Genomic DNA, 26,313 nt, shown 5'->3' with positions numbered 1-26,313 from the left:
GCAGCGCGATGGCCTTTTTTTCGCCACACCATGTAGTCGCCGCACTACAAAAGCTTCACCGGGAGACCCTGTAGCATGACCATCCGCCTCGCCATCAACGGTTACGGTCGCATTGGCCGCCAGGTTTTGCGCGCCATCTATGAAAACAAGTTGCACGACGATTTCACGGTGGTGGCGGTCAATGCCTCCGGCGACCTCGGCATCAACGCCCACCTGACCCAGTTCGATACCGTGCACGGGCGTTTCCCCGGCACCGTGGCGCAGGAAGACGGCCATCTGGTGCTCAACGGCGACCGCATTCCCTTCTTCAGCACCCGCAACCCGGCCGAGCTGCCGTGGCGCGAGCTGGATGTCGACCTGGTGCTGGAATGCACCGGCGCCTTCACCACCAAGGAAAAGTGCCAGGCCCACCTGGCCGCCGGCGCCAAGAAGGTGCTGATTTCGGCGCCGGGCGGCGACGATGTCGACGCCACCGTGGTCTACGGCGTCAACCACGACGTGCTAACCGCGGACATGACCGTGGTCTCCAACGCCAGCTGCACCACCAACTGCCTGGCGCCGGTGGCCAAGGCGCTGAACGACGCGATCGGCATCAAGAAGGGCCTGATGACCACCATCCACGCGTTCACCAACGACCAGGTGCTGACCGACGTCAAGCACAAGGACCTGCGCCGCGCCCGCTCCGCCACCGACAATATGATCCCGACCAAGACCGGCGCCGCCAAGGCCGTCGGCCTGGTGCTGCCGGAGCTGAAGGGCCGTCTGGACGGCTTCGCGGTGCGCGTGCCGACCATCAATGTGTCGCTGGTCGATTTGACCTTCACCGCCGCGCGCGACACCTGCCGCGACGAGGTCAACGAGATCCTGGAGGGCGCCGCCAACGGCAGCATGAAGGGCATACTGGGTTTCAACACGCTGCCCCTGGTGTCCGGCGACTTCAACCACACCGAGGAGGCGTCCACCTTCGACTCCACGCTGACCAAGGTCACCGGCGGCAATATGGTGAAGGTGCTGGCCTGGTACGACAACGAGTGGGGCTTCAGCTGCCAGATGCTGCGCACCGCGCGCGCGATGTTCGGCTGCTGAGGCGGCGGCGGGCGGCCGGCTGACAGGGCCGGCCGCCCTGTTGTTTTATTACACCAAGACATGCGGTCAATTTGATTGGTGTTAAAGTTGCGCCGACGTTTCGGCATACACTGGATGCTGTCGGTCGACGCGGCGGGCGCGCCGTCGTCGCCGGAAATTCTCCAACATGACCGTCGCCGTCCCGCCGTTCTTGCATGCGGCGGGCCGGACGTCCCGCATCCCAAACCGAGCGAGCGAAGCGATGAAATTCAATAAACTCTCCGAGCAGAATCTTTCCGGCAAGCGCGTGTTGATCCGCGTCGACATGAACGTCCCGCTGAAAAACGGCGTCATCGGCGACGACACCCGCATCCGCGCCAGCCTGCCCACCATCGAACACTGTCTGAAGGCCGGCGCCGCCGTGCTGCTGATGACCCATCTGGGCCGTCCGACCGAGGGCGAGCCGACGCCGGAAGACAGCCTGGCGCCGGTGGTGGCCCGCCTGTCCGAGCTGCTGGGCAAGCCGGTGCGCCTGGCGGCCGATTTCGCCAATGGCGTCGAATTGGCGCCGGGCGAGGTGGCGATGCTGGAGAACGTGCGCCTGAACCCGGGCGAGAAGAAGAACAAGGACGAATTGGGCCGCGCCTACGCCAGCCTGTGCGACGTTTTCGTCCACGACGCCTTCGGCACCGCCCACCGCGCCGAGGCCTCGACCCACGCGGTGGCCAAGTTCGCGCCGGTGGCCTGCGCCGGCCTCTTGCTGTCGGCCGAGCTGGACGCGCTGTCCAAGGCGCTGCAGGCGCCGGCCCGCCCGCTGGTGGCCATCGTCGCCGGCTCCAAGGTGTCGACCAAGCTGACGATACTGGAGGCGCTGGCCGACAAGGTGGACCAGCTGATCGTCGGCGGCGGCATCGCCAACACCTTCCTCTTGGCCGAGGGCAGGGCCATAGGCAAATCGCTGGCCGAGGCCGATCTGGTGGAGGACGCTAAGCGCGTGATCGCCAAGATCCGCGCCCGCGGCGGCGACGTGCCGCTGCCCACCGATGTGGTGTGCGCCAAGGAATTCGCCGAGACGGCCGCCGCCGTCACCAAGAACGTGGCCGAGGTGGCCGCCGACGACATGATCCTGGACATCGGTCCGGACGCTGCCCGGCAGCTGGCCGGCATCATCGCCGAGGCCGGCACCGTGGTGTGGAACGGTCCGGTCGGCGTGTTCGAGTTCGACCAGTTCGGCAACGGCACCAAGACGCTGGCCGAGGCCATCGCCCGCTCCAAGGCCTTCTCCATCGCCGGCGGCGGCGACACGCTGGCGGCGATCGCCAAATACGGCATCACCGACGACATCAGCTACATCTCCACCGGCGGCGGCGCCTTCCTGGAATTCCTGGAGGGCAGGGAATTGCCGGCGGTGGCCATCCTGGCCGAGCGCGCCGGTTAACGGAAAGGATCGCATGGCGGCTTTGCCGCCATGCGCTTGAGAATATGGATATTTCGGCGAACGGCGCGGCGCGGATCGGCCGCTTGGAGCGGCCTCTCCGCTATACTGGCGGCTATTCCCCCGTCTGGAGAATGTGATGCCGCTGCAAACCTGGTTGTTGTTCGTTACCACCGTGTTCTTCGTTTCCGCCACGCCCGGCCCCAATATGCTGCTGGCGATGACGCACGGCATCCATTACGGCGTGCGCCGCACGCTGATGACCTGTTTCGGGCTGATGACGGCGCTGGGCCTGATCATGCTGGGCTCGGTGGCCGGCCTGGGCGCGCTGTTGGCCACGTCGGAGCTGTTGTTCTCCATCGTCAAGTACGCCGGCGCGCTGTATCTGGTGTACCTGGGCGTCAAGACCTGGCGCAGCCTGCCGCGGCCGGTGGCCGAGCTGTCCGGCGACGACAACGGCCGGCACGGTCCGTGGGCGCTGTTCCGCCGCGGCTTCCTGGTGGCGATGAGCAACCCCAAGGCCTTCATCTTCTTTACCGCGCTGTTCCCGCAGTTCATGAACGCGCACCAGCCGCAGGGGCCGCAGCTGGCCATCCTGGCGGCCACGTTCTATCTGATCGAGTCGTGCTGGCAGCTGAGCTACGCCAGCGGCGGCGCCCGGCTCGCGCGCTGGCTGAACAGCGCCAGCCGTCTGCGCATGGTCAACCGCTTCAGCGGCGGCGCCTTCGTCGGCGCCGGCCTGCTGCTGACCGGGCTGACGCGGCAGTAAACCATCATGGCGGCCGCGATGCCGGCCGCCCGTTTTTCGCAACAGGCTCCGCCCAGGCGGGGCCCATGAGGGAGAGATTCATGGCACTCGTTTCCATGCGCCAGCTGCTGGACCACGCGGCTGAATACAGTTACGGCCTGCCGGCCTTCAACGTCAACAATCTGGAGCAGATGCGCGCCATCATGGAAGCCGCCGACAAGGTCGACGCGCCGGTGATCGTGCAGGCTTCGGCCGGCGCCCGCAAATACGCCGGCGCGCCCTTCCTGCGCCACATGATCCTGGCCGCGGTCGAGGAATTCCCGCACATCCCGGTGGTGATGCACCAGGATCACGGCACCAGCCCGGACGTCTGTCAGCGTTCGATCCAGCTGGGCTTCAGCTCGGTGATGATGGACGGCTCGCTGAAATCCGACGGCAAGACCCCGGCCGACTACGACTACAACGTCGGCGTCACCCGCACCGTGGTCAACTTCGCCCACGCCTGCGGCGTGTCGGTGGAAGGCGAGATCGGCTGCCTGGGCAGCCTGGAAACCGGCATGGCCGGCGAGGAAGACGGCGTCGGCGCCGAGGGCGTGCTGGACCACAGCCAGCTGTTGACCGATCCGGAAGAAGCCGCCCGCTTCGTCAAGGACACCGGCGTCGACGCGCTGGCCATCGCCATCGGCACCAGCCACGGCGCGTACAAGTTCAGCAAGAAGCCGACCGGCGACGTGCTGCGCATCGACCGCATCAAGGAAATCCACGCCCGCATCCCGAACACCCACCTGGTGATGCACGGCTCGTCCAGCGTGCCGCAGGACTGGCTGAAGATCATCAACGAATTCGGCGGCGACATCGGCGAAACCTACGGCGTGCCGGTCGAGGAAATCGTCGAGGGCATCAAGCACGGCGTGCGCAAGGTCAATATCGACACCGACCTGCGTCTGGCGTCCACCGGCGCGATCCGCGAATTCCTGGCCAAGAACCCGGCCGAGTTCGACCCGCGCAAATACCTGGCCAAGACCATCGTCGCGATGCGCGACATCTGCATCGCGCGCTACGAGGCCTTCGGCGCCGCCGGCCAGGCCAGCAAGATCAAGGGCATCAATCTGGACACCATGGCCAACCTGTACCTGAAGGGCGAATTGGCGCAGATCGTGCGCTGAGCGCGGCGGCGGTTTGTAATCCGGATGTAAACAGGCTTGCAAGCTGCTGCTTCTGCTGCAATAATTCATTTGTCATTTCAGGAAAGGGAATAGTATGCCGACTGGACACCGGCCGCGCGAGTGTGCGCGTCGGCGACCATGGCATCGCTGAATGCCCGACCCGCCCCAGAGGCGGGTTTTTTTTCGCCGTCGGAGCCGCGCGCGCCTATGCTGGATGGAGTGCATGCGGGGCGGGGGTGTGGGCGATGTGGAGGTGGATACTGCTGGCATGCCTGTGCCACCCGAGCCTGGCCGCCGATCCGATGCGGGTGGTGTACCCGGCGACCGAGGCCGCCAGCGATCACCGCTATGACGATCTGCTGGTCCTGCTGCGCACGGCGCTGGACAAGACCGTGGACCGCTACGGACCGTACCGGCTGGAGGCCAGCCGGCTGCCGATGGAGGAGGAGCGCTCGCTGGAGGAGTTGCGCCGCGGCGGCGGCATCGATGTCGCCTGGAGCTCCACCTCGGCGCTGCGCGAGCGCCAGCTGTTGCCGGTGCGCGTCGATCTGCGCAAGGGCCTGCTCGGCTACCGTATCGCGCTGATAGACGGCAGGCGGCAGCCGGAATTCGACCAGGTGCGGACGCTGGCCGGGCTTGGCCGCTTCCAGGTCGGCCAGGGCAAGGACTGGGGCGACGTCCAGGTCTACCGCGCCGCGGCCATCCGGGTCAGCACCGGCCGTTACGACAGCCTGTTCGGCATGCTCAGCAACCACCGTTTCGACCTGTTGCCGCGCAGCGTGCTCGAAGTGTTCGGCGAATACCAGCAGTACCACGAGCGCTACCCCAACCTGGAAGTCGAGCAGCATCTGCTGATCTATTATCCGTGGCCCTATTATTTCTTCTGCCAGCGCGACAATCCGCGGCTGGCGGCGCGGCTGCAGCTGGGCCTGCAGCGGATGCGCGCCGACGGCAGCTTCGACGCCATCTTCTGGCAATACCACCGCGACGTGCTGCGCCAGGCCCGGATGAGCGAGCGCCGGCTGATCGTCTTGTCCAATCCGCTGTTGCCGCCCGATACGCCGCTGGGCGACGCGACGATGTGGTTCGATCCGCAGCGCGACCGCGCGCCCAGCCCATAAGCGGCCTAGGCCATAAGCAGCATTGGCCGGCGGCGGTCGATTGCTTACACTGGACGCATCTGGCAACGACCGGCGCGCGGACCGGGAAGGAAAGACATGACACTGAACCTGCTGTATTTCGCCAGGTTGCGCGAGACCCTGGGCGTCGAGAGCGAACGGCTCGATTGCGAGGCGGCCACCGTGGACGCCCTACTGGTCCTGCTGCGCCAGCGCGGCCCGTCCTGGGCGCGGGAGCTGGCGGCGGACCGGGTGTTCCGGGTGGCGGTCAATCAGCAGATGGCGCGGGCCGACACGGCGCTGGCCGACGGCGACGAGGTGGCGGTGTTTCCGCCGGTGACCGGGGGCTGAGATGACGGTCAACCACATCCGGGTGCAAACCGAGGACTTCGACGTCGGCGCCGAGGTCAGGCGCTGGTCGGCCAATCCGGCCTGCGGCGCCGTGGTCAGCTTCACCGGCCTGGTGCGCGACTACGGCGATCGCCAGGACGTGGTGGCGCTGGAACTGGAACATTATCCGGGCATGACCGAGCGGGCGCTCGCCGACATCGTTTGCGAGGCGCGCCGGCGCTGGTCGCTGAAGGGGGTGACGCTGATACACCGCGTTGGCCGCCTGGCGCTGGGCGAGTCCATCGTGCTGGTGGTGACGACCAGCAGCCACCGTCTCGACGCCTTCGAGGCCGCGTCCTTCCTGATGGACTACCTGAAGCGGCAGGCGCCGTTCTGGAAATGCGAGATCCTGGCCGACGGCGGCCGCCACTGGGTCGACGCCAAGGCCAGCGACGCGGCCGCCGCTGCGCGCTGGGACGGCGCGGGGGAGGCATGATGACGATGGACGTGATCGACTACCAGGTCTTCGGCGACGACATGCAGTATGTCGAGGTGGAGCTGGGGCCGGGCGAGGCGGCGGTCGGCGAGGCCGGCGCGCTGTATTACATGCAGGACGGTATCGCGATGGACACGGTGTTCGGCGACGGTTCCGACTGCGGCGGCGTGCTCGGCTCGCTGCTGGGCGCCGGCAAGCGGCTGCTGGGCGGCGCCTCGCTGTTCACCACCGTGTTCGCCAATCAGGCGGACGGGCGGCGCAGGCTGGCCTTCGCCGCGGCGACGCCGGGCAAGATCGTGCCGCTGCACCTGCTGGAGCTGGGCGGCGTGCTGTACGCGCAGAAGGACAGCTTTCTCGCCGGCGCCAAGGGCGTCAGCCTGGGTCTGGCCTGGCAGAGGCGCATCGGCGCCGGCCTGTTCGGCGGCGAGGGCTTCGTCATGCAGAAGCTGGAGGGCGACGGCTACGTCTTCCTGCACGCCGGCGGCGCGCTGACCGAGATGCAGCTGCGGCCCGGCGAGGTGTTGCGGGTCGACGCCGGCTGCGTGGCGGCGTATCAGCCCGGCGTCGATTTCGACATCGAGTACGTCGGCAAGCTGAAGAGCGCGCTGTTCGGCGGCGAGGGGCTGTTCTTCGCCAAGCTGACCGGTCCGGGCCGGGTGTGGCTGCAGTCGCTGCCGCTGGCGCGGCTGGCCGACCGCCTGGCCGCCGCGGCGCCGCGCGCCGGCGGGGAGTCCAAGTAGCGGGGCGGGTCCGTCCCGCCCAGTCCTTCTCAGTCCTTGTGGCGCAGCAGCGCCTGGCGGCGCTTGACGAAGCCCTGTATGCGCTCGTTGTCGTGCGGCAGCCAGTGCAGCAGCTGGCGCAGGCCCTGCAATTGGTCGGCGCTGTCCTGGCCGGCTTGCTGGCGGTTTTCGGCGATGCGCAGCAGCATCGCGCAGCCGTACATGCCCAGCCGGCAGTTCAGGCTGGCCATCGCCTCGCGCAGCAGCATGGCGGCGGCCTCTTCCAACTGGCCCTGATTGGCCAGCTCCAGCGCGGCCCGGCTCTGGTTTTCCAGCTCGGCGTAGGCCTGGTTGATCGCCTCGGCGCAGGCGGCGTGCGGCTGCGCGGCCTCTTGCAGGCTGCCGACCTCGTGACGGCCGTCGGCGAAGCGCAGCGTGATGGTGCGCGCCCATTGCGGCGCCAGCGCCGCGCCCTCTTTGTCCGGCAGCCGCGCCGCCGCCGACAAGAAGCGCAGCGCGCTGCCGAAGTCGGTTTCCGGCGCCCGCAGCCACTCGGCGCCGTCGCTGAGCTGTTCCAGCGCCTGCTGCGGCCGCTGCTGCGCCAGCGCCGCCAGCGCGCGGCACACCGCCATCGTCAGCGGTCCGCCGGGCAGCCGGCCCATCTGCGCGGCGATCTCGTTCTGCAGCCGGTCCAGCTGCTGGGTCTGGCCGCTTTCGCTGCGCGCCTGCAGCAGGTCCACCATCGCCTCCGGGCCGAAGACGCTGTTGTTCCGGCCTATCTCCACCGCCTTCTGCAGCGGTTCCACCGCGCGCGCGGCCTCGCCGCTGCGCAATAGCGCGGTGCCGTAGTGGTGCAGCCGGGTGACGTTGCGCGGCGAGATCGCCACCGCCTTTTCCAGCACCGCGGCCGCTTCCTGGTACTGGCCGTCGTCCACCATGTTCTGCGCCAAGAGGTCGTAGGCCTCGGTGTAGCGCGGCGCGACGGCGATCACCTGGTCCAGCAGCGTGTTGGACGCGGCGCTGTCGCCCTGCCGGGCCAGCACGCGGGCGATGCCCATCTTGGCCCACGGCTGCTCGTCCTGGGCCAGCACCGCGCGGTACAGCTGCAGCGCCGGCTCGAACTGGCCCTCGCGCGCCAGCAGCTCGCCGCACAGCCGCTGCGCGTCCAGCCGGTACAGGCGGTTGTCGGCCTGCTGAGCCAGGTCGCGCAGCGTCTGGATCGCCGGCTCCACCTTGCCCTTGTCCAGCAGCTTGTGCGCCGGGGCCAGCCAGGCCTTGCGCCGCGCCGCCGCCTCCAGCCGGTCCAGCAGCAGCTGCGAGGTGAACGGTTTCAGGATGTAGTCGTCGGGTACGGTTTCGGCGGCGGTGACCACCTGGGTGTAGTTGCGCTCGCCGGTGATCATCACCCACAGCGTGGCCAGCGGCAGCGCGCCGCTCTTGCGCATCGTCTCCAGCAGCTCCTGGCCGTTCATGCCCTGGCCCAGGTTGTAGTCGCACAGCACCGCGTCGTAGCGGCGGGCGCGCAGCCGGTTCTGCGCCTCGCCGGCGTGGCTGGCGGTTTCCGACTGGGTGACGCCGGCCTGCGCGAGGATGCCGCGTATGCCCTGCGCCATGCTTTGCGAGTCCTCGATGATCAGTACGGTGGTGTTCGCGTCGAATGCCATCTGCAGCCTCGCAAGCAGCGGTGTCGGTCAAAAGCGGCGGTGGCCGCGCCCGCCTGTCGGCCGGGCGCGGCGCCGGCTCATTCGCAATCCGGGTCCAGCGCCTGGTGGCGGCGGACGAAGCCGCGCACCCGCTCGTTGTCCTCCGGCAGCCATTGCAGCAGCTGCAGCACCTGCTTGTCTTCGACGGCGAAGTTCTGGCCGGCCTTGTGGCGGCTTTCGCAGGTGCGCAGCAGCAGCGCGCAGGCGTTCATGCTGATGCGCTCGTTCAGCGTCTTTTGCGACAGCAGGTAGAGCATGGCGGCGGCCTCTTCCAGCTTGCCGGCGCTGGCCAGCTCTACCGCCTTGTTGCTGTCGGTCTGCAGCGTGTCGTAGGCGGTTTCGATGGCGTCGTGACAGGCCTGGTGCTTGTGGGCGACCTCCAGCAGCGTGCCCAGCTCGTGGCGGCCGTCGGCGAAGCGCAGCGCGATGCTGTGCGCCCATTGCTGCGGCAGGTCGCTGCTTTGCTCCGGCGGCAGCCGCACCGCGGCGGCGAGGAAGCGCTGGGCGTTGACGAAGTCGGTTTCGCGCGCGCGCAATTCCTCGGCCACCGATTGCAGCAGGGTCTGCGCGTCGGCGGGGCGTTTCTGCGCCAGCGCGGTCAGCGCGCGGCACACGGCCATCGTCAGCTGGCCGCCGGGCAGCTCGTCGATGCGGCTGGCGATTTCGGCCTGCAGCCGGTCCAGCTGCTGGGTCTGGTCGCTTTCGCTATAGGCCTGCAGCAGGTCCACCAGCACGTCGGGGCCGAAGAAATTGTTGTTGCGGCCTATCTCCACCGCGCGTTGCAGGTAGTCGGCCGCCTTGGCCGGGTCGCCGCAGCGCAACAGCGCGGTGCCGCAGCTCTTCAGCCGGTTGAAGTTGCGCGGCGAGATCGCCACCGCCTTTTCCAGCACGGCGGCGGCGGTCTGGTACTGGCCGTCGTCTATCAGGTTCTGCGCCAACAGGTCGTAGGCGTCGGTGTAGCGCGGCGCGTCGGCGATGATCTCGCGCAGCAGCGAGTTGGATTCGTGGGTCTCGCCCTGCTCGGCGACGATGCGGGCGACGCCCATCTTGGCCCAGGGGATCACCCGCTGCGTCAGCAGCTCCTGGTAGATGGTCAGCGCCTCGCCCTGGCGGCCCTCGTTGACCAGCAGCTCGGCGGTCAGGCGCTTGGCGTCCAGCCGGTACTGCGCGTTCTGCGTCTCGCGCGCCAGTTGCAGCAGCACCTGTATCGCCTGCTCCACCTTGCCCTGGGCCAGCAGCTTGTGCGCCGGCGCGAGGAAGGTCTTGCGCTGGCCGGCCAGGTTCATCCGGTCCAGCAGCAGCTGGGAGGCGAACGGCTTCAGGATGTAGTCGTCCGGGGCCATTTCGGCGGCGGCCACCACGCGTTCGTAGTGGCGCTCGCCGGTGATCATGATCCAGATGGTGGACAGCGGCAGGTTGCCGCCCTTGCGCATCGCTTCCAGCAGTTCCTGGCCGTCCATGCCCTCGCCGAGGTTGTAGTCGCACAGCACCACGTCGTAGTGCTTGCCGCGCAGGCGGTTGCGCGCCTCGCTGGCGTTGCCGACCGCGTCGGAGCGGGTAATGCCGGCCATCGACAACATGGTGCGCAAACCCTGGCGCACGGTATGGGAGTCTTCGATGATCAGTACGGAGGTATTGGCGTCAAAATGCATGATTCTCGGGTGGCGTGGCGCCGGTTCAGACGATATCCAGGTGGTCGATGCCTTCCAGCGGGTCGCGGTTGCGGCCGCTTTCGCTGTACAGCTTGATTCTCAGGCGCAGGTCGTTGATGGAGTCGGCGTTGCGCAGCGCGTCCTCGTAGGTGATCAAATCGGCCTCGAACAGCTCGAACAGCGACTGGTCGAAGGTTTGCATGCCGGCTTCGCGCGAGCGGGCCATCACTTCCTTCAGGCCGGCGATCTCGCCTTTGAAGATCATGTCCGATACCAGCGGGCTGTTCAACAGGATTTCCACCGCGGCCACCCGGCCGCGGCCGGATTTGTGCGGCACCAGCCGCTGCGAAATGATGGAGCGCATGTTCAGCGACAGGTCCATCAGCACCTGCTGGTGGCGTTCCTCGGGGAAGAAGTTGAGGATGCGGTCCAGCGCCTGGTTGGCGTTGTTGGCATGCAAGGTGGCCAGACACAGGTGGCCGGTCTCGGCGAACTGCAGGCCGTAGCCCATGGTCTCGCGGTCGCGGATCTCGCCCATCAGTATCACGTCCGGCGCCTGGCGCAGCGTGTTCTTCAGCGCGATCTCCCAGCTCTCGGTGTCGACGCCGATCTCGCGCTGGGTGACGATGGACTTCTTGTGGGCGTGCACGTACTCGATCGGATCCTCGACGGTGATGATGTGATCCTGGTTGGTGCTGTTGCGCCAGTCCACCAGCGCGGCCAGCGAGGTGGACTTGCCCGAGCCGGTGCCGCCGACGAAGATCACCAGCCCGCGCTTGATCAGCGCGATGTCCTTCAGCACCTCGGGCAGATTCAGCTGGTCGAAGTTGGGGATGTCGGTGTTGATCTTGCGCAGCACCATGCCGACGGCGCCCTGCTGGACGAAGGCGCTGACGCGGAAGCGGCCGATGCCGGGTGGATTGATCGCGAAATTGGCTTCCTTGCGGGTCTCGAACTCCTCGGTCTGGCGATCGTTCATGATCGCCCGCACCAATTCCTTGCTTTGCTGGGCCGACAGCGGCTGCGGCGCCACCGGGGTGATCTTGCCGTCTATCTTCATCGCCGGCGGGAAGTCGGGAGAGATGAAAACGTCGGAGGCATTCTTGCCGATCGCGTGTTTGAGCAGATCGTGGATGAACTTGGATGCCTGGTCTTTTTCCATGGCGGCGTATCCTGCGTGGGCTGCTTACAGTCTAGCCTGCTATCGTTGCCGGCAGCAGGCGATTATGGCCGCGGCTTTCTGCCAAAAGTCCGGCGAGGAATAGGATCGGCGGCGTTTCCGGCGCTAGAAGGCGTCCTTGTTGCTGGCCTTGGCGCGGGCCTCGCCCGGCGACACGATATTGCGGCGCACCAGGTCCGACAGGCACTGGTCCAGCGTCTGCATGCCGTATTGCTGACCGGTTTGTATCATCGAGTTGATCTGGGCGATCTTGTTCTCGCGGATCAGATTGCGTATCGCCGGCGTGCCCATCATGATCTCGTGCGCCGCCACCCGGCCCTGGCCGTCCTTGGTCTTCAACAGCGTCTGGGCGATCACCGCCCGCACCGATTCCGACAGCATCGAGCGCACCATTTCCTTCTCGCCGGCCGGAAACACGTCGACGATCCGGTCTATGGTCTTGGCGGCGCTGCTGGTGTGCAGCGTACCGAACACCAGGTGGCCGGTTTCGGCGGCGGTCAGCGCCAGCCGTATCGTCTCCAGATCGCGCAATTCGCCGACCAGGATCACGTCCGGGTCCTCGCGCAGCGCGCTCTTCAGCGCATTGGAGAAGCTGTGGGTCTGCAGGCCGAGCTCGCGCTGGTTGATCAGGCTCTTCTTGCTTTCGTGGACGAACTCGATCGGGTCCTCCACGGTAAGAATGTGCGAGAAGTCGTTTTCGTTGACATAGTCTATCATCGCCGCCAGCGTCGTCGACTTGCCGGAACCGGTCGGGCCGGTCACCAGCACCAGGCCGCGCGGGTAGCTGGAGATTTCCTGGAAGATGCGCGGCGCCGACAGCTGCTCCAGCGACAGCACCTTGCTGGGAATCACCCGGAACACCGAGGCCATGCCGCGGTTCTGCACGAAGGCGTTGACGCGGAAACGGGCGATGCCGGGCAGTTCGAACGAGAAGTCGCATTCGAAGGTGTCCTCGAATATCTTGCGCTGGTAGTCGTTCATGATGTCGTACACCATGTCGTGCACGTCATGGTGGTCCATCGGCGGCAGGTTGATGCGGCGGATGTCGCCGTTGACCCGTATCATCGGCGGCAGGCCGGCGGACAGGTGCAGGTCGGAGGCCTTGTTCTTGACGGTGAATGCCAGCAGCTCGGAAATTTCCATGTGTTGACCCGTTTCGATGTCGCGGCCGCTGCCGCGGTTGGCTGCCCTCGCCGCCGGACGGCGGCCCTTGATGCGGTTAAGCGCATTCTCGACGCTGCCGACGCCGGACGCAACAAAATCGCGAGGAAGCGCCGGCGCGGCTAGCGCCGCTGCCGCAATATGCTGCGCAGCCGGTTCAGGTCGAACGGTTTTTCCAGCTTCTCGGCGAACCAGCTGGCGCGCGGATCGCTGTATTCGTCCGGGTAGGCGGTCATCGCGATGATGGCGGCGTGGCGGTTGCCGCTGGCGCGGGCGAACTCGGCGACGCTGTAGCCGCTGTCGGCGCCCAGCTGCATGTCCAGAAGGATGGTGCTGAAGGCGCGCTCGGCGATCAGCCGGCAGGCCTCGGTCGCCGAACTGGCGGTGGCCACCGCGTAGCCGTCCAGCTCCAGGCAGTCGGCGAACGGCTCGCGTATGTTGGGGTCGTCGTCTATCAGCAGAATGGCGCGCGGATCGGTGGCGGCGCCTTGCTGCAGGCTGATCGGCAGCCGCACGGTGAATTCGGAGCCGCGGCCCTCCTCGCTTTTCAGTTCCACCTCGCCGCCCTGCAGGCTGACCAGTTCGCGGACGATGGCGAGGCCCAGGCCGCTGCTGCCGGCGCGGCGCTGCCGGCCCTGGAAGAACGGCTGGAAGATGCGCGACTGCAGATCGGCCGGCACGCCTATGCCGGTGTCGGCCACCCGGATCTCCAGCAGGTGGAAGCCGTTGCGGTGTTCGATGCGCGCGGTCACCGACACCTCGCCGTGGTCGGTGTAGCGGATGGCGTTGGACACCAGGTTGCCGACGATCTGGCGCAGCCGGCCGCCGTCCAGCCGCACGCGGCCGGCCTGTTGCGGCAGCGACACGTGCAGCTTCAGGTTCTTGCTGTCCAGCTGCACCCGGTAGGCGTCTATCGCCTCCTGCAGGATCTCGGCCAGGTCCACGTCCTCCGGATTCAGGCGGAACTGCATATTGTGTATCGCCGAGATGTCCATGATGTCGCGGACCTGGGTCATCAGGTGCGACATGCTGGCCTTGAGCCGCACCAGCGCGGTGTAGGCCTTGCTGGACGATTCTATCCTGGGCTCGATCAGCTCCACGCACACCTGCATGGTCTGCAGCGGCGAGCGGATCTCGTGGCTGATGGTGGCGAGGAAGGTGGTGCGGTCCAGTTCGGCCGACACCGTCGCCTGGTGGGCGGCGCGCTCCTTTTCCAGCAGCGCCTGGTGCGAGGCGATGTCGCGCCGCGCGCCGCGGTAGCGGTACAGCAGCACCAGGATGATGATGCAGATGCCGACCCAGAGCGCGAACCACAGCGACACCAGCCGCTGATTGTGTTCCAGGTCCTTGTTGCGCGCCTCGCGCGACGCCACTTCCGACACCCGCGACTGCACGGCGAACTCGGCCAGCACCGGGCGGATGCTGTCGATATTGTCTATCAGCGGCTGGGCCGAGGCCGGATCCGGCTGGCTGAGCCGGCGGTCCTGGAAGAAGCGCCGCAGCATGCCGGTCAGATTGTCGAAGCCGGCGATGCCGTCCAGCGTGTTATGGATCGAGGACGGCTCGGTGAAGTCCTGCGCCCGGCTCTGGGCGATCTGCAGCCGGGTCTCGGCCTGCTCGGCGCCGATCTCGCCGGCCTTCAGCCGCACCAGTTCGGCGCGCGAGCGCTCCAGCTCCACCTGCAGCTGCGCCACCGTCCAGTACAGGTCCTCGCTGTGGCCGGACAGCGAACGGGCGGCGACGTATCGCTCGATGGCGAAATAGATGCCGGAAGCGCCGACGAAGAACAGGATCAGCAGCGTCGGCGAGACGTCCTTCAGCAGGGTACGGAGTGTTCGGCTCACGGCGTTTCTCGGGGCGGTCGCGCTACTGGATCTCGATGCGATCGACCTGCCACACCAGCTTGGCGTCCAGCAGCGGACCGCGCAGATTGGGCGGCATGTCTTCCAGCGGATACATCAGCCACAGCGGGCCGCGGTTGGCGATGTCCATCTTCTTGCCGTTCTGCGAGCGCGCCAGTATCACCGGATACTGCCGCAGCTCGGCGGCGTCCAGCGTGTAGGCGTAGTCGTTCAGCGCGCGGAATTTCACCCGCGGGCCGCGGGCGCCGACCTTTTGCAGGATGTCGCGCATCAGCGGCCCGCTGAAGGCGGAACGCAAGGTCCAGGTGGTGGCGGTGACGTTGGTGTGCTGGGGCAGCGCCTGCAACTCCGATTCGCGGAACTGGTAGAGCTTGCGCGCCGGGTCGGTGTAGTGGGAAATCTCGCCGGATACCGTCAGCAGGACGGGGTCGGCCTGGGCCTGCGCCGGGCCGGAGGCCAGGCTGGCGAGCAGAAAAAAACCGGAAAGCTTGGCAATCATGGCTGCTAGGATCGATATCCGCTGTGGCTGTTCAATCTTACGGCATGCATCTGTTTAATGCGCTGCCCGGATATCATACCGCATGTGCCTGGCGGCAACATGGCTTTGTTGCCGCCAGCCCGCCTTTCGGTCGGGCGGCCGGGCCGGGGAGGCCGTCCGCGCCGTCGGCGGTTCGATTGTGATCGGCGGCGGCTTTCCCTACAATCTCCGGCAACAAGCCCATCCCGGCGCGTCCGGGCCATGAACGGATACCGATGACAGATTCCCTTTCCGCTCGCCTCGAACAGCTTCGCGCGCGTCTGGCGGCAGCCTGCGCCGCCGCCGGCCGGCCGCGGGACGCGGTCGCCTTGCTGGCGGTCAGCAAGACTTTCCCCGCCGCCGACGTGCGCGCCGCCCACGGCTGCGGTCTCAGCGCCTTCGGCGAGAACTATGTGCAGGAGTTGCAGCAGAAAAGCGAAGCGCTGGCCGACCTGGCGATAGAATGGCACTTCATCGGCCCCTTGCAGTCGAACAAGACCCGTATTGTCGCCGAGCGCGCGCACTGGGCGCATTCGATAGACCGGCTGAAGATCGCCGAGCGGCTGTCGGTGCAGCGCCCGGACGATCTGCCGGCGCTGAATGTCTGCGTGCAGGTCAATGTGTCCGGGGAGGACAGCAAGAGCGGCTGCGCGCCGGAGGAGGCCGCGGCGCTGGCGCGCGCGGTGGCGGCGCTGCCGCGTCTCAGGCTGCGCGGGCTGATGTGCGTGCCGGAGCCGACCGAGGACGCGGCGCGGCTGGCGGCGCAGTTCGCCGGCCTGCGCCGCTTGCAGCAGGCGCTGCAGGCCGAGGGCCTGCCGCTGGACACGCTGTCGATGGGCATGTCGGCCGATCTGGAACTGGCGGTGGCGGAAGGCGCCACCGTGGTGCGGGTGGGTTCGGCCATCTTCGGCCGGCGCGATTACCGGCAATAACGATTTCGCTTCCGGCGCTGCCGGAAGCCGCGGCATCCAGGGGGAAACCATGCAGATCACTTTCATCGGCGGCGGCAATATGGCCGGCGCCATCATCGGCGGCCTGGCCGCCCAGGGCGGCCATCGCATCCACGTGGTCGAGCATCAGCAGGACAAGCTGGACCAGCTGGCGGCCGACTTCGGCTGCAGCGGCGGCCAGGCGCTGCCGGAACGCTTTTCCGCCGACGACGCGGTGGTGCTGGCGGTCAAGCCGCAGCAGCTGCGCGAATTGTGCCTGGCGCTGGCGCCGCGGCTGAACGGCGCGCTGGTGGTGTCTATCGCCGCCGGCATCCGGCTGGACGCGCTCAGGCGCTGGCTGGGCAGCGAGCGCATCGTGCGGGTGATGCCGAACACGCCGGCGCTGGTCGGCAAGGGCATGTCCGGTCTGTACGCCGACGCGGCGGTGCCGGCGGCCGACCGCGCGGCGGCCGAGACCATCATGCGCGCGACCGGCCAGGCCGTGTGGCTGGCCGACGAGGGCGGCATCGACGACATCACCTGCGTGTCCGGCAGCGGTCCGGCCTATGTGTTCTATTTCATCGAGAGCATGATGGAGGCCGCGGCGCGGGCCGGCTTCGACGAGGAGCGGGCGCGCGAGCTGGTGCTGGCGACCTTCGACGGCGCCGTCGAGCTGGCGCGGCAAAGTCCGCTGCCGGTGGCGACGCTGCGGCGGAACGTGATGTCCAAGGGCGGCACCACCGAGCGCGCGATCGCGCGCTTCGAGGCCGACGGCGTCAAGGCGGCCATCGTCGCCGGCGCGATGGATTGTCGCGAGCGCTCGATCGAGATGGGCCAACAACTGAGCCAGGAGTGAGCGAAGATCATGCTTGTCGATACCCTGCAATTCCTGATCAAGACCTTGTCCGGCCTGTTCGTGCTGGTCTTGCTGCTGCGCTTCTACCTGCAGGTGGTGCGCGCGCCGTTCAAGCATCCGGTGTGCCAGTTCGTGATGGCCGCCACCAATTTTCTGGTGGTGCCGGCGCGCAAGCTGGTGCCGTCGGTGCGCAACTACGATACCGCGACCATGTTGCTGGCCTGGCTGACCTGCCTGCTGGCCAACGTGCTGATGCTGTTGCTGGGCTCGGTGCCGGAGGTGTTCGCCTTCCCGCAGGTGTGGGTGGCGCTGGCGCTGCTGTCGCTGCTGGAGGTGTTCAAGCAGTCGCTGACGCTGCTGATGGGCGCGGTGATCGTGCAGGCGGTGCTCAGCTGGGTCAATCCCTATAATCCGCTGGCGCCGGTGCTGGACAGCCTGACCCGGCCGTTCCTGCGGCCGTTCCGCCGCGTCGCGGTCGGCGGGGTGGACCTGTCGCCGCTGGTGTTGCTGATCATCATCCAGGTGATTCTGATGCTGCCGGTACGTATGCTGGAAGCGGGCTTTTTGATGCAACTCAATGTCGTCGCCCAGTAAAACGGGTTATCTGTCATACCTTGACCGCCGGCTCGTCCGGGCTGGCGGTTTTGTGAAACGATAGGAAGAACCATGATGAAAAAGATTCTGCTCGCGGCCCTGCTGATGGGCGCCGCCGCCGCCCCCGCCCTGGCCAATTTGCAGCTGGCGCAGAAATACAGCTGTACCGCCTGTCATGCGGTGGACAAAAAGATCGTCGGCCCCGCTTACAAGGACGTGGCGAAAAAATACGCCGGTCAAAAGGGCGCCGAGGCGATGTTGATGGCCAAGGTGAAAAACGGCGGTTCCGGCGTGTGGGGACCGATTCCGATGACGCCGCATCCGAATATCCCGGACGCCGATCTGCGCGCGCTGGTGAAGTGGGTGCTGAGCCAGAAATAAGTTGCGCTCGGATTTAATTGAGGCAAGTCCGCAACGGATTTGCCTGCTTGCAAAGGCGGCCCGGGCCGCCTTTGAACTTGTCGGGCCGGCGCCGGTCGAAACCGGCGAATTGATTGCCTTTCATCGAATTTTGGCGGACTTGTTATCGAAGAAAAACCGGGCTATATCAAATGTTAGCGGCAGTGGGTGATTATTTGGATTCAAGCTCAAGACAGTTGCGCAAACATTGGCCCGCCGGTAATCTTCTCCGCCTGTTGCCAACTCAATGCTGGAAGCACCAAACATGGCCAAGCTGACCGAACAGGATATCCTCAACTGGGAAGGCGATGATTACATGAACGCCGACCACCTTGAGTTCTTCAAGGACCGGTTGTTGCAGATGCAGCAGGAGTTGCTGCTAAACGCCAACGCCACTGCCAGCCATCTGCAGGAACAGGAAGCCACGCCTGACCCGGCCGACCGGGCCACGCTGGAAGAAGAATACGCGCTGGAGCTGCGTACCCGCGACCGCGAGCGCAAGCTGCTGCAGAAGATCCAGGCCTCGATCCGCCAGATCGAAGATGGTTCCTACGGTTTCTGCGAGGACACCGGCGAACCGATCGGCCTGAAGCGGCTGATGGCGCGGCCGACCGCCACGCTGTCGGTCGAGGCGCAGGAGCGCCGCGAGCGCATGAAGCGCCAATACGCCGACTAAGCGACGCTTCGCGGAATCGAGCGCCACCGCCGTCAGGCCGTGGCGCTTTTTGCATGCTTGCCGCGCGGCAGTTGTCGCCCGCGGACAAATCCGGTTATCTTGCTGCTATGCAGAAAACGATATAGCCAAGGGACCAAAGCATGCAACGCCAGACCGATGACGTCAGAATCCGCGAGATCAAGGAACTGCTTCCTCCGATCGCCCACCTGTATGAACTGCCGATCAGCGAGTCCGCTTCCGAGCTGATCTACAACACCCGGCGCGACATCGCGGCGCTGCTGCGCGGCGAGGACGACAGGCTGCTGGTGGTGATCGGCCCCTGTTCGATCCACGACACCGAAGCCGCCGTCGAGTACGCGCAGAAGCTGGCGCCGCTGCGCCAGGCGCTGGCCGGCGAGCTGGAGGTGGTGATGCGGGTCTACTTCGAGAAGCCGCGCACCACCGTCGGCTGGAAGGGCCTGATCAACGATCCGCACCTGAACGAGTCCTACGACATCAACGCCGGCCTGCGCATCGCGCGCCGCCTGCTGCTGACGCTGAACAATCTGGGCATGCCGGCCGCGACCGAGTTCCTCGACATGATCACGCCGCAGTATTTCGCCGACCTGATCAGCTGGGGCGCGATCGGCGCCCGCACCACCGAGAGCCAGGTGCACCGCGAGCTGGCTTCCGGCCTGTCCTGCCCGGTGGGCTTCAAGAACGGCACCGACGGCAATCTGAAGATCGCCGTCGACGCGATACGCTCGTCCAGCGTGTCGCACCATTTCCTGTCGGTGACCAAGACCGGTCATTCCGCCATCGTCTCCACCGGCGGCAATCCGGACTGCCACGTGATCCTGCGCGGCGGCAAGGAGCCGAACTACTCGGTCGAGCACGTGCGCGCCGCCGCCGCCGAGCTGACCGCGGTCGGCCTGCCGCAGAAGCTGATGGTGGACTTCAGCCACGCCAACAGCCGCAAGGACTATCGCCGCCAGATGGAGGTCAGCGCCGACATCGCCGGCCAGATCGCCGGCGGCGACCGCAACATCTTCGGCGTGATGGTGGAGAGCCATCTGGTCGAGGGCCGCCAGGACCAGAAGCCCGGCTGCGAGCTGAAGTACGGCCAGAGCATCACCGACGGCTGCCTGGGCTGGGACGACACCGAGAAGCTGCTGACGCAGCTGGCCGACGCGGTGAAGGCGCGCCGCGCCGCCGCGTAAACGCCGCCCGTATCGGTAGCGCGATGCCCCGCTTCGGCGGGGCATCGTCGTTTCGGCTCCGCCTCAGCGCGCCGACACCAGCCGGTCGGCCATCGCCTTCAGAGCCCGCATCTGCAGCCCGTCGCGCCAGGCGTAGGCCGGTCCGGTATAGCCGAACCAGTCCCAGCAGCCCTGCGGATTGGCGGCGCTGACCGTGGTCTGCGGGTAGAGCACCAGGATGTGGTTGCTGTCGGCCCAGTCGTTGTAGCCGGCGTGGACGTAGAAGGCGTCGCCGACCTTGTCCGCGTATTGCTGACAGCCGTGCAGCGCGATGTGCACGCGGCAGGCCTCGCCGTCGGCGCAGGCGCGCGGCACGTAGACGTAGCCTTCGTCCGCCAGGCTGCTGCCGGCGGCGGCGTAGGGCTTCTGGTTGAAGCGGACGATGCGTCCGCCCGGCGCCTGCGCCTTGGGCTGCAGCGCGCCGTAGATCTGCTTCAGGATCAGTCCGGCCTGGTCGTAGCCGCGGCCCTGCCATTCGCAATGGCTGACATACGGCGACGCCGTGGCGCCGCAGGCGTTGCCGTAGGCCGGCGTGATCTGGGCGTGGCCGGCCGGCAGCCTGCGCTCGTACGCGATCTGGGTCGCCGGCACGCCGGCCAGCTGGAAGAATTCGGCGGCGGCGTCGACCACCTGGGTCTTGACCGTGTTGTCCTGGCTGCCGCTGAACAGATAGACGCGGCGCGTGGCCAGATTGGTCAGCGGGTCTATCCGGCCGGCGGCGGCGAACTGGGCGGCGCCGGCCAGCAGCTGGCCGGGTTGCGGCGGCGGCCCGCTCATGCAGGCGGTGGTGCCGGCCAGCGAACCCAGCGCGCAGTAGTACGGCCCGCCGGCGACGACGCCGACGCCGACCACCGACGCCGAATAGGCGATCTGGTATTGCACCGCCATGAAGGCGCCGGACGACAGGCCGGACACCGACGACTGCTTGGCGTCGCCGTGGAAGGCCGGCAGCGGCTCGGCCGCCCAGGCCGTCGCCGCCAGCATGGCGAGCAGGCAGAACAATGACTTGCGTTTCATCGACGCTCCTCCTTGGAAGACATGCCGTCGGCGCGGCCGGATGGCCGCTCCGGGCCGGCATTCATGATGAAAATGGCAAATCATTGACCAAATGGCAATGACAAATGTTGATTTTCTTGCCGATAAGCAAGCGGCCCGCCTGAAAGGCGGGCCGCGTCGGCGCTTTGGCCGCCGGTTTCCCAGGCCGGCGCCGGCAGGGCCGCGCCTAGCGCGCGGCGGCGGCGGCGGTGCTGCCGCCGATCAGCTTGCCGATGGACTGGGCCAGCGCGGCGTTCGGCAGCGCGAAGAACAGGCCGCCGCGGCCGTTCTGGGCGCTGGCGCAGTTGCCGGACAGCGCGCCCTCCTGGTTCATGTCGCCGAAGATCGCGTAGGCGGTGCCGCCGCTGGTGCTGACGCCGATCTTGGCGTGGTTGTAGTTCTTGCCCAGGCCGCCCTTCAGCGAGAAGGTCTGGCCCTGCCAGCTGCCGGAGGTGGCGATGGCCACCGGTCCCGGCGTCGGCAGGCTGCTGTCCCAGCAAGCCGGCGCACCGGACTGGGTGGTGGTCGGGATCGCGTAGCTCTTGCTGGACTCCCACCAGGTGGCGGCGCGCAGCGCGATGCCGCCCATCTCGGCCGACACCAGCTGCCACGGCGCCACGTGCAGCGCCGACGGTTTGGAGATCAGCGTGACGCCGCTGGACAGCTTGCTGACTTGCGGCGTCTTGCTGCCGGACTTCTGCCCCAGCTGGCTGACCGCGCTCTGGATGTCGGCCGGGCCGCCGTTCTGGACGATCTGCGGATTGCCCGGATCGGTGACGACGCTGGCGTTGGCCAGGCCCTGCAGCACCGCCAGCACGTCGGCGTGGCTCAGCTTCAGCGAGAAGAAGTGCTGGCTGACCTCGACGTCGTTGTCGGCGACGCAGCCCAGCGTGTTGCCGTCGCTGGTGCGTGGATACTGGGCGTTGCCGGAGGCCGGCCACGACGGTGTGCTGACCTGCATCACCACGCCGTTGCCCTGGGCGTCCCAGGCCAGCACGCCCTTGGAGTGGCCCCACGGCGCGTCGCAGGCGTCGCCGGAGCAGCTGGCGATGGCCGGATCGCCGTAGAACTGGTCGTTCCACACCACGTAATTCAGCGTGCCGTTGTAGATCTGGCCGAAGGTGGCGCCGACCGGATCGGCCTGGGTGTCGCCGACGCAGCCGTCGCCCTGGGAGAGGCTGGGCTGGCTGCTGCTGGCGTAGATGTACTGCTGGCTGTAGCTGCTGCCGCTGGTGTAGGTCTGCGGATTGCCGCCGAACTGGCAGCTGTTGACGGCGGCGCCGCCGCCGCAGCCGGGGAAGGACGCGGCGTTGAATTTGAAGGCGAACCACCAGTTGACCGGATGGCTGGCGTCCAGCAGCGGGGACGGGGCGGCGTGGCCGCACAGCGCGGCGGCGGCCAGCGTCAGGCCCAGGCAGGTCTGGCGCCAGGAAGGCAGGATGGGCATGGCATTTCTCCTTTGATCGGTATTGTTATGTACGAGCCGCGGATGCGGCCGCGCCATGCTGATCGAGTATTATGTAGAGAGTTTTAAGGCGGGCGTCACCGCAACATTTGTTAACCAAGTGGCGATCCATCCACAGTCTCTCGCGATGCGCCAAGTTATCCACATCCCGGCAAGCGACGGGAAAAACGGGTAAAATGGACGAATGCGCGAACTCGACACCCTGATCGTCTCCAGACCCGTCATCACCCCATCGCGGGGTGAGGGGGAGGAGTGCGCGCGCATCCCGGGAGCCTAGCTCCGCCCCCTCAAGCCCCGCCGCACGCGGCCGGGCTTGTCTTGTTGGCATCAAACGCCCAGCCGTCGGCATGTCTCGACATGGAGTTTTTTGACAATGACGCAAAACATTTACGACACCCCTGAGTTTTTCCATGGCTACAGCCAATTGAACCGCTCCGTCCACGGCTTGGCCGGCGCGCCGGAATGGGCCAGCCTGCAAGCGCTGTTGCCGGCGCTGGCGGGCCGCGCGGTGGCCGATCTGGGCTGCGGCTACGGCTGGTTCTGCCGTTGGGCGCGCGAAGCCGGCGCCGGTTCGGCGCTGGGTCTGGACGTCTCGGAAAAGATGCTGGCCCAGGCCGCGGCGATGACCGCCGACGACGCCATCGAATACCGGCGCCAGGACCTGGAAACGCTGCAATTGCCGCCCGCCGCCTTCGATCTGGTCTACAGCTCGCTGACCCTGCATTACATTGTTGACCTGGCCGGCCTGCTGGCCGCCTGCCACCAGGCGTTGAAACCGGGCGGCCGCCTGGTGTTCTCGATCGAGCACCCGATCTTCATGGCCGCCCGGCTGCCGCAATGGCTGCAGGACGCGCAAGGACAGCGCTGCTGGCCGGTCAGCGGCTACCAGGACGAGGGCCCGCGCGTCACCCACTGGCTGGCCGACGGCGTGATCAAGCAGCACCGCACCATCGGCACCTTGCTCAACCAGGTGATGGCGGCAGGTTTCACGCTGTGCCACGTCGAGGACTGGGGGCCCAGCGCCGGGCAGGTGGCGGCGATGCCGGAACTGGCGGAGGAAAGGGAGCGGCCGATGCTGTTGCTGGTGGCCGCGCAGCGCTAGACCGGCCCGTTGTCAGACAAAAGCCCCCGCAAAGCGGGGGCTTGGTCATGGGGCGACGGAACGATCAGATCGCGGCGGCCAGTCGCGAGCCCTGGTCGATCGCGCGCTTGGCGTCCAGTTCGGCGGCGATGTCGGCGCCGCCTATCAGGTGCACCGGCTTGCCGGCGGCTTGCAGCGGCGCCTGCAGCTCGCGCAGCGGGTCCTGGCCGGCGCAGATCACCACATGGTCCACCGGCAGCAGCTGCGCCTCGCCCTTGACCGTGATGTGCAGGCCGGCGTCGTCGATCAGGTCGTAGCTGACGCCGGACAGCATCTTCACCCGCTTCATTTTCAGGCTTTCGCGGTGTATCCAGCCGGTGGTCTTGCCCAGGCCTTCGCCGACCTTGCTGGTCTTGCGCTGCAACAAATAGACCTCGCGCGGGCTGGCGTGCGGCTGCGGGCCCTGCGGCGCCAGGCCGCCGGCGGTGTCGCCCGTCATGTCCACGCCCCATTCGCGCATGAAGGCGCCGGCGTCCAGCGAGGTGGAGCGGCCTTCGTGGCACAGGTATTCGGCGGTGTCGAAGCCGATGCCGCCGGCGCCGATGATGGCGACTTTCTTGCCGACCGGCTTCTTGTGCTTCAGCACGTCGAGGTAGTTCAGCACCTTCGGATGGTCGATGCCGGGAATGGCCGGCGTGCGCGGCGCGATGCCGGTGGCCAGCACCACCTCGTCGAAGCCGGACAGATCGCCGGCGGCGACGCGGGCGCCCAGCTTCAGTTCGACGCCGGTGGTCTCGATGCGGCGCTTGAAGTAGCGCAGCGTCTCGTAGAACTCTTCCTTGCCCGGAATCTGCTTGGCGACGTTGAACTGGCCGCCGATCTCGGCCGCGGCGTCGAACAGCGTCACCGCGTGGCCGCGCTCGGCGGCGACGGTGGCGAAGGCCAGGCCGGCCGGGCCGGCGCCGACCACGGCCAGCTTCTTCGGCGCGGCGGTCTTCTCGTAATTGAGCTCGGTCTCGCGGCAGGCGCGCGGGTTGACCAGACAGGAGGTCAGCTTGCCCTGGAAGATGTGGTCCAGACAGGCCTGGTTGCAGCCTATGCAGGTGTTGATCTCGTCGCCGCGGCCCTCGGCGGCCTTGTTGACGAAGTCCGGATCGGCCAGGAAGGGGCGCGCCATCGACACCATGTCGGCGCAGCCGTCGGCCAGGATCTCCTCGGCCACTTCCGGCGTGTTGATGCGGTTGGTGGTGATCAGCGGGATCTTCACCCGGCCCATCAGCTTCTTGGTGACCCAGGCGAAGCCGCCGCGCGGCACCATCGTCGCGATGGTCGGCACCCGCGCCTCGTGCCAGCCTATGCCGGTGTTGATGATGGTGGCGCCGGCCTTCTCGATCTCGCCGGCCAGGTGGACCACCTCGTCCCAGCTGCTGCCGTCCTGCACCAGGTCCAGCATCGACAGGCGGTAGATGATGATGAAGTCGCTGCCGACCGCCGCGCGCACCGCCTTGACGGTTTCGATGGCGAAGCGGATGCGGTTTTCGAAGCTGCCGCCCCAGTCGTCGGCGCGCTTGTTGGTGGCGCGGGCGATGAACTGATTGATCAGATAGCCTTCCGAGCCCATCACCTCGACGCCGTCGTAGCCGGCCTGCTGCGCGAGCCGGGCGCAGTTGGCGAAGTCGGCGATGGTCTGCCGCACGTCGGCGTCGGACAGTTCGCGCGGGGTGTAGAAATTGATCGGCGCCAGCAGCGGCGAGGCCGACACGCACTTCTCCTGGAAGCTGTAGCGGCCGGAGTGCAGGATCTGCAGCGCGATCTTGCCGCCTTCGCGGTGCACCGCGTCGGTGACCAGCTTGTGTTTCTCCACTTCGTGCTCGTCGGACAGCTGGGCCGCGCCCTCGGCCACGCAGCCTTCGGCGTTCGGGCCGACGCCGCCGGTGACGATCAGCGCCACGCCGCCCCGCGCGCGTTCGGCGTAGAACGCGGCCATTTTCTCGAAGCCGTTCGGGGATTCTTCCAGGCCGGTATGCATCGAGCCCATCAGCACGCGGTTTTTCAGCGTGGTGAAACCCAGGTCCAGCGGGGCCAGCAGGTGCGGGTAAGCGCTCATGTTTCTTCCTCGTGTCCGTTATGTAGCGGCCCGGGCGGGGCAAGCCCAAGCCTTTGATTCGTCTGGCGATGTCAACCCTGACGGCCAAGATACTTACTGGTAAGTAAGTTGTCAACGGAATCGCCGGATGCTTGACTGTGACTGCCATCCATCCAATGTCTGGACGGCTTGCCGTCATCAACAAGGAGAATCGTATGTGTGAATCACCGCATCATGCTCACGCTGATTGCCTGACAAGCCCGGAGCAGCGACCAGTCGGGCGCCGCGGCTTCCTGAGACTGGCCACGCTGGGCGGCGGCGCCGTGCTGCTGGGCAGCTTCCTGCCGCGGACCAGTTGGGCCGCCGGCGGCACCGACGCCCTGCTGCTGTCGTGCATGGACTACCGCCTGGTCCACGCCGTCGGCGAATTCATGGACGAAGGCCTGGACTTGCGCGGCAAGTACGATCACATCGTGCTGGCCGGCGCCTCGCTGATTTCGATCACCGACAAGTTTCCCGACTGGAACGCCACCTTCTGGCAGCACCTGGGCGTCGCGATAGACCTGCACCACATCCGGCGGGTGGTCTTGCTGGACCATCGCGACTGCGGCGCGTACAAGGTGGCCTTCGGCGAGGATTTCGCGAAGGCGCCGGAGAAGGAGACCGAGGTTCACGCCAAGGCGCTGCGGGCCTTGCGCCGGGAAGTCCTGGCCAGGCATCCGCAGCTGGCGGTGGAAACCTATCTGATGGCGCTGGACGGCAAGGCGGAGGAGATCCCGGCCTAAGCGCCGCGACCCCGCCG

Annotated in this window: 25 protein-coding genes; 16 read left to right on the top strand and 9 right to left on the bottom strand. The window is 67.0% G+C overall.

Annotation, left to right across the window (positions count from 1 at the left end):
• Positions 1-75: 75 nt before the first annotated feature.
• The 8 genes from gap to CXB49_RS20655 all read left to right on the top strand — a co-directional run bounded on the left by gap (position 76) and on the right by CXB49_RS20655 (position 7,098).
• Positions 76-1,086: a type I glyceraldehyde-3-phosphate dehydrogenase gene (gene gap, locus CXB49_RS20690; RefSeq protein WP_101710117.1), complete on the top strand. Its 1,011-nt coding sequence runs from the start codon at positions 76-78 to the stop codon at positions 1,084-1,086.
• Between the two features lie 241 nt (positions 1,087-1,327).
• Positions 1,328-2,503 carry a phosphoglycerate kinase gene (locus CXB49_RS20685; protein WP_101710794.1) on the top strand — a complete coding sequence of 392 codons (1,176 nt, stop codon included), beginning with the start codon at positions 1,328-1,330 and terminating at the stop codon, positions 2,501-2,503.
• 136 nt (positions 2,504-2,639) lie between these two features.
• Positions 2,640-3,269, top strand: coding sequence for a LysE family translocator (locus CXB49_RS20680; protein ID WP_101710116.1), 630 nt, complete (start codon positions 2,640-2,642; stop codon positions 3,267-3,269).
• Between the two features lie 80 nt (positions 3,270-3,349).
• The gene (fba, locus tag CXB49_RS20675; protein ID WP_101710115.1) at positions 3,350-4,414 is read left to right on the top strand and encodes a class II fructose-bisphosphate aldolase; all 1,065 of its coding nucleotides are present in this window, start codon (positions 3,350-3,352) and stop codon (positions 4,412-4,414) included.
• 245 nt (positions 4,415-4,659) lie between these two features.
• Positions 4,660-5,535, top strand: coding sequence for a transporter substrate-binding domain-containing protein (locus CXB49_RS20670; protein ID WP_101710114.1), 876 nt, complete (start codon positions 4,660-4,662; stop codon positions 5,533-5,535).
• Positions 5,536-5,631: 96 nt separating this feature from the next.
• On the top strand, positions 5,632-5,883 hold the full coding sequence (gene moaD / locus CXB49_RS20665; RefSeq protein WP_101710113.1) for a molybdopterin converting factor subunit 1: 252 nt from the start codon (positions 5,632-5,634) through the stop codon (positions 5,881-5,883).
• 1 nt (position 5,884) lies between these two features.
• Positions 5,885-6,358, top strand: coding sequence for a molybdopterin synthase catalytic subunit MoaE (gene moaE, locus CXB49_RS20660; RefSeq protein WP_101710112.1), 474 nt, complete (start codon positions 5,885-5,887; stop codon positions 6,356-6,358).
• Positions 6,355-7,098 carry a TIGR00266 family protein gene (locus CXB49_RS20655; RefSeq protein WP_233492873.1) on the top strand — a complete coding sequence of 248 codons (744 nt, stop codon included), beginning with the start codon at positions 6,355-6,357 and terminating at the stop codon, positions 7,096-7,098. The genes moaE and CXB49_RS20655 overlap by 4 nt, the downstream gene beginning before the upstream one ends.
• Before the next feature lie 29 nt (positions 7,099-7,127).
• On the opposite strand, the gene CXB49_RS20650 is transcribed toward CXB49_RS20655, so the two are convergent.
• The 6 genes from CXB49_RS20650 to CXB49_RS20625 form a co-directional block, all read right to left on the bottom strand.
• A complete protein-coding gene (locus CXB49_RS20650) occupies positions 7,128-8,741 on the bottom strand; it encodes a response regulator (RefSeq protein WP_101710110.1) in 1,614 nt (537 codons plus the stop codon).
• A gap of 77 nt (positions 8,742-8,818) precedes the next feature.
• A complete protein-coding gene (locus CXB49_RS20645; protein ID WP_101710109.1) occupies positions 8,819-10,432 on the bottom strand; it encodes a response regulator in 1,614 nt (537 codons plus the stop codon).
• A 25-nt stretch (positions 10,433-10,457) separates the two neighbouring features.
• A complete protein-coding gene (locus CXB49_RS20640) occupies positions 10,458-11,594 on the bottom strand; it encodes a PilT/PilU family type 4a pilus ATPase (RefSeq protein WP_101710108.1) in 1,137 nt (378 codons plus the stop codon).
• Between the two features lie 123 nt (positions 11,595-11,717).
• A complete protein-coding gene (locus CXB49_RS20635) occupies positions 11,718-12,755 on the bottom strand; it encodes a type IV pilus twitching motility protein PilT (RefSeq protein ID WP_101710107.1) in 1,038 nt (345 codons plus the stop codon).
• Between the two features lie 140 nt (positions 12,756-12,895).
• A complete protein-coding gene (locus CXB49_RS20630) occupies positions 12,896-14,617 on the bottom strand; it encodes a hybrid sensor histidine kinase/response regulator (protein ID WP_101710106.1) in 1,722 nt (573 codons plus the stop codon).
• A 22-nt stretch (positions 14,618-14,639) separates the two neighbouring features.
• Complete coding sequence (locus CXB49_RS20625; protein WP_101710105.1) at positions 14,640-15,134, bottom strand: molybdopterin-dependent oxidoreductase; 495 nt, start codon at positions 15,132-15,134, stop codon at positions 14,640-14,642.
• Between the two features lie 254 nt (positions 15,135-15,388).
• Here CXB49_RS20625 and CXB49_RS20620 point away from each other — a divergent pair, with 254 nt between their 5' ends.
• The 6 genes from CXB49_RS20620 (at position 15,389) to aroG (ending at position 19,805) form a co-directional block, all read left to right on the top strand.
• On the top strand, positions 15,389-16,084 hold the full coding sequence (locus CXB49_RS20620) for a YggS family pyridoxal phosphate-dependent enzyme (protein ID WP_101710104.1): 696 nt from the start codon (positions 15,389-15,391) through the stop codon (positions 16,082-16,084).
• 49 nt (positions 16,085-16,133) lie between these two features.
• A complete protein-coding gene (gene proC / locus CXB49_RS20615; protein ID WP_101710103.1) occupies positions 16,134-16,937 on the top strand; it encodes a pyrroline-5-carboxylate reductase in 804 nt (267 codons plus the stop codon).
• A gap of 9 nt (positions 16,938-16,946) precedes the next feature.
• Positions 16,947-17,531, top strand: coding sequence for a YggT family protein (locus tag CXB49_RS20610; RefSeq protein ID WP_101710102.1), 585 nt, complete (start codon positions 16,947-16,949; stop codon positions 17,529-17,531).
• Positions 17,532-17,606: 75 nt separating this feature from the next.
• Positions 17,607-17,912, top strand: a complete 306-nt coding sequence (locus tag CXB49_RS20605; protein WP_101710793.1) for a c-type cytochrome — start codon at positions 17,607-17,609, stop codon at positions 17,910-17,912.
• Between the two features lie 283 nt (positions 17,913-18,195).
• Positions 18,196-18,606 carry an RNA polymerase-binding protein DksA gene (dksA, locus tag CXB49_RS20600; protein WP_101710101.1) on the top strand — a complete coding sequence of 137 codons (411 nt, stop codon included), beginning with the start codon at positions 18,196-18,198 and terminating at the stop codon, positions 18,604-18,606.
• Positions 18,607-18,746: 140 nt separating this feature from the next.
• The gene (gene aroG / locus CXB49_RS20595) at positions 18,747-19,805 is read left to right on the top strand and encodes a 3-deoxy-7-phosphoheptulonate synthase AroG (protein ID WP_101710100.1); all 1,059 of its coding nucleotides are present in this window, start codon (positions 18,747-18,749) and stop codon (positions 19,803-19,805) included.
• Positions 19,806-19,868: 63 nt separating this feature from the next.
• On the opposite strand, the gene CXB49_RS20590 is transcribed toward aroG, so the two are convergent.
• On the bottom strand, positions 19,869-20,861 hold the full coding sequence (locus CXB49_RS20590) for a PHB depolymerase family esterase (RefSeq protein WP_101710099.1): 993 nt from the start codon (positions 20,859-20,861) through the stop codon (positions 19,869-19,871).
• Positions 20,862-21,066: 205 nt separating this feature from the next.
• Complete coding sequence (locus CXB49_RS20585) at positions 21,067-22,326, bottom strand: deoxyribonuclease II family protein (protein ID WP_158300972.1); 1,260 nt, start codon at positions 22,324-22,326, stop codon at positions 21,067-21,069.
• A gap of 391 nt (positions 22,327-22,717) precedes the next feature.
• On the opposite strand from CXB49_RS20585, the gene CXB49_RS20580 reads away from it, so the two are divergent.
• The gene (locus CXB49_RS20580; protein WP_101710097.1) at positions 22,718-23,446 is read left to right on the top strand and encodes a bifunctional 2-polyprenyl-6-hydroxyphenol methylase/3-demethylubiquinol 3-O-methyltransferase UbiG; all 729 of its coding nucleotides are present in this window, start codon (positions 22,718-22,720) and stop codon (positions 23,444-23,446) included.
• Positions 23,447-23,510: 64 nt separating this feature from the next.
• Here CXB49_RS20580 and CXB49_RS20575 read toward each other — a convergent pair whose 3' ends face one another.
• Positions 23,511-25,532 carry an NADPH-dependent 2,4-dienoyl-CoA reductase gene (locus tag CXB49_RS20575; RefSeq protein ID WP_101710096.1) on the bottom strand — a complete coding sequence of 674 codons (2,022 nt, stop codon included), beginning with the start codon at positions 25,530-25,532 and terminating at the stop codon, positions 23,511-23,513.
• A gap of 194 nt (positions 25,533-25,726) precedes the next feature.
• On the opposite strand from CXB49_RS20575, the gene CXB49_RS20570 reads away from it, so the two are divergent.
• Entirely contained in the window at positions 25,727-26,296 is a 570-nt protein-coding gene (locus tag CXB49_RS20570) for a carbonic anhydrase (RefSeq protein ID WP_101710095.1), read from the top strand.
• Positions 26,297-26,313 lie beyond the last annotated feature (17 nt).

Origin of the sequence: Chromobacterium sp. ATCC 53434, assembly GCF_002848345.1 — a bacterium.
Classification (GTDB): domain Bacteria; phylum Pseudomonadota; class Gammaproteobacteria; order Burkholderiales; family Chromobacteriaceae; genus Chromobacterium.
The sequence above is the reverse complement of the archived record's forward strand: the minus strand, read 5'-3'. Positions and strand labels throughout refer to the sequence as shown.

Excerpts from the sequence above, each read along its gene's own strand:
- dksA (WP_101710101.1), top strand. The coding sequence starts at position 18,196 with ATGGCCAAGCTGACCGAACAGGATATCCTCAACTGGGAAGGCGATGAT.
- CXB49_RS20625 (WP_101710105.1), bottom strand. The coding sequence starts at position 15,134 with ATGATTGCCAAGCTTTCCGGTTTTTTTCTGCTCGCCAGCCTGGCCTCC.
- CXB49_RS20570 (WP_101710095.1), top strand. The coding sequence starts at position 25,727 with ATGTGTGAATCACCGCATCATGCTCACGCTGATTGCCTGACAAGCCCG.
- CXB49_RS20575 (WP_101710096.1), bottom strand. The coding sequence starts at position 25,532 with ATGAGCGCTTACCCGCACCTGCTGGCCCCGCTGGACCTGGGTTTCACC.
- CXB49_RS20670 (WP_101710114.1), top strand. The coding sequence starts at position 4,660 with ATGTGGAGGTGGATACTGCTGGCATGCCTGTGCCACCCGAGCCTGGCC.
- CXB49_RS20685 (WP_101710794.1), top strand. The coding sequence starts at position 1,328 with ATGAAATTCAATAAACTCTCCGAGCAGAATCTTTCCGGCAAGCGCGTG.
- CXB49_RS20645 (WP_101710109.1), bottom strand. The coding sequence starts at position 10,432 with ATGCATTTTGACGCCAATACCTCCGTACTGATCATCGAAGACTCCCAT.
- fba (WP_101710115.1), top strand. The coding sequence starts at position 3,350 with ATGGCACTCGTTTCCATGCGCCAGCTGCTGGACCACGCGGCTGAATAC.
- CXB49_RS20605 (WP_101710793.1), top strand. The coding sequence starts at position 17,607 with ATGAAAAAGATTCTGCTCGCGGCCCTGCTGATGGGCGCCGCCGCCGCC.
- proC (WP_101710103.1), top strand. The coding sequence starts at position 16,134 with ATGCAGATCACTTTCATCGGCGGCGGCAATATGGCCGGCGCCATCATC.
- CXB49_RS20610 (WP_101710102.1), top strand. The coding sequence starts at position 16,947 with ATGCTTGTCGATACCCTGCAATTCCTGATCAAGACCTTGTCCGGCCTG.
- CXB49_RS20585 (WP_158300972.1), bottom strand. The coding sequence starts at position 22,326 with ATGCCCATCCTGCCTTCCTGGCGCCAGACCTGCCTGGGCCTGACGCTG.
- CXB49_RS20655 (WP_233492873.1), top strand. The coding sequence starts at position 6,355 with ATGATGACGATGGACGTGATCGACTACCAGGTCTTCGGCGACGACATG.
- moaE (WP_101710112.1), top strand. The coding sequence starts at position 5,885 with ATGACGGTCAACCACATCCGGGTGCAAACCGAGGACTTCGACGTCGGC.
- CXB49_RS20620 (WP_101710104.1), top strand. The coding sequence starts at position 15,389 with ATGACAGATTCCCTTTCCGCTCGCCTCGAACAGCTTCGCGCGCGTCTG.
- CXB49_RS20580 (WP_101710097.1), top strand. The coding sequence starts at position 22,718 with ATGACGCAAAACATTTACGACACCCCTGAGTTTTTCCATGGCTACAGC.
- CXB49_RS20635 (WP_101710107.1), bottom strand. The coding sequence starts at position 12,755 with ATGGAAATTTCCGAGCTGCTGGCATTCACCGTCAAGAACAAGGCCTCC.
- gap (WP_101710117.1), top strand. The coding sequence starts at position 76 with ATGACCATCCGCCTCGCCATCAACGGTTACGGTCGCATTGGCCGCCAG.
- CXB49_RS20590 (WP_101710099.1), bottom strand. The coding sequence starts at position 20,861 with ATGAAACGCAAGTCATTGTTCTGCCTGCTCGCCATGCTGGCGGCGACG.
- CXB49_RS20640 (WP_101710108.1), bottom strand. The coding sequence starts at position 11,594 with ATGGAAAAAGACCAGGCATCCAAGTTCATCCACGATCTGCTCAAACAC.
- moaD (WP_101710113.1), top strand. The coding sequence starts at position 5,632 with ATGACACTGAACCTGCTGTATTTCGCCAGGTTGCGCGAGACCCTGGGC.
- aroG (WP_101710100.1), top strand. The coding sequence starts at position 18,747 with ATGCAACGCCAGACCGATGACGTCAGAATCCGCGAGATCAAGGAACTG.
- CXB49_RS20650 (WP_101710110.1), bottom strand. The coding sequence starts at position 8,741 with ATGGCATTCGACGCGAACACCACCGTACTGATCATCGAGGACTCGCAA.
- CXB49_RS20680 (WP_101710116.1), top strand. The coding sequence starts at position 2,640 with ATGCCGCTGCAAACCTGGTTGTTGTTCGTTACCACCGTGTTCTTCGTT.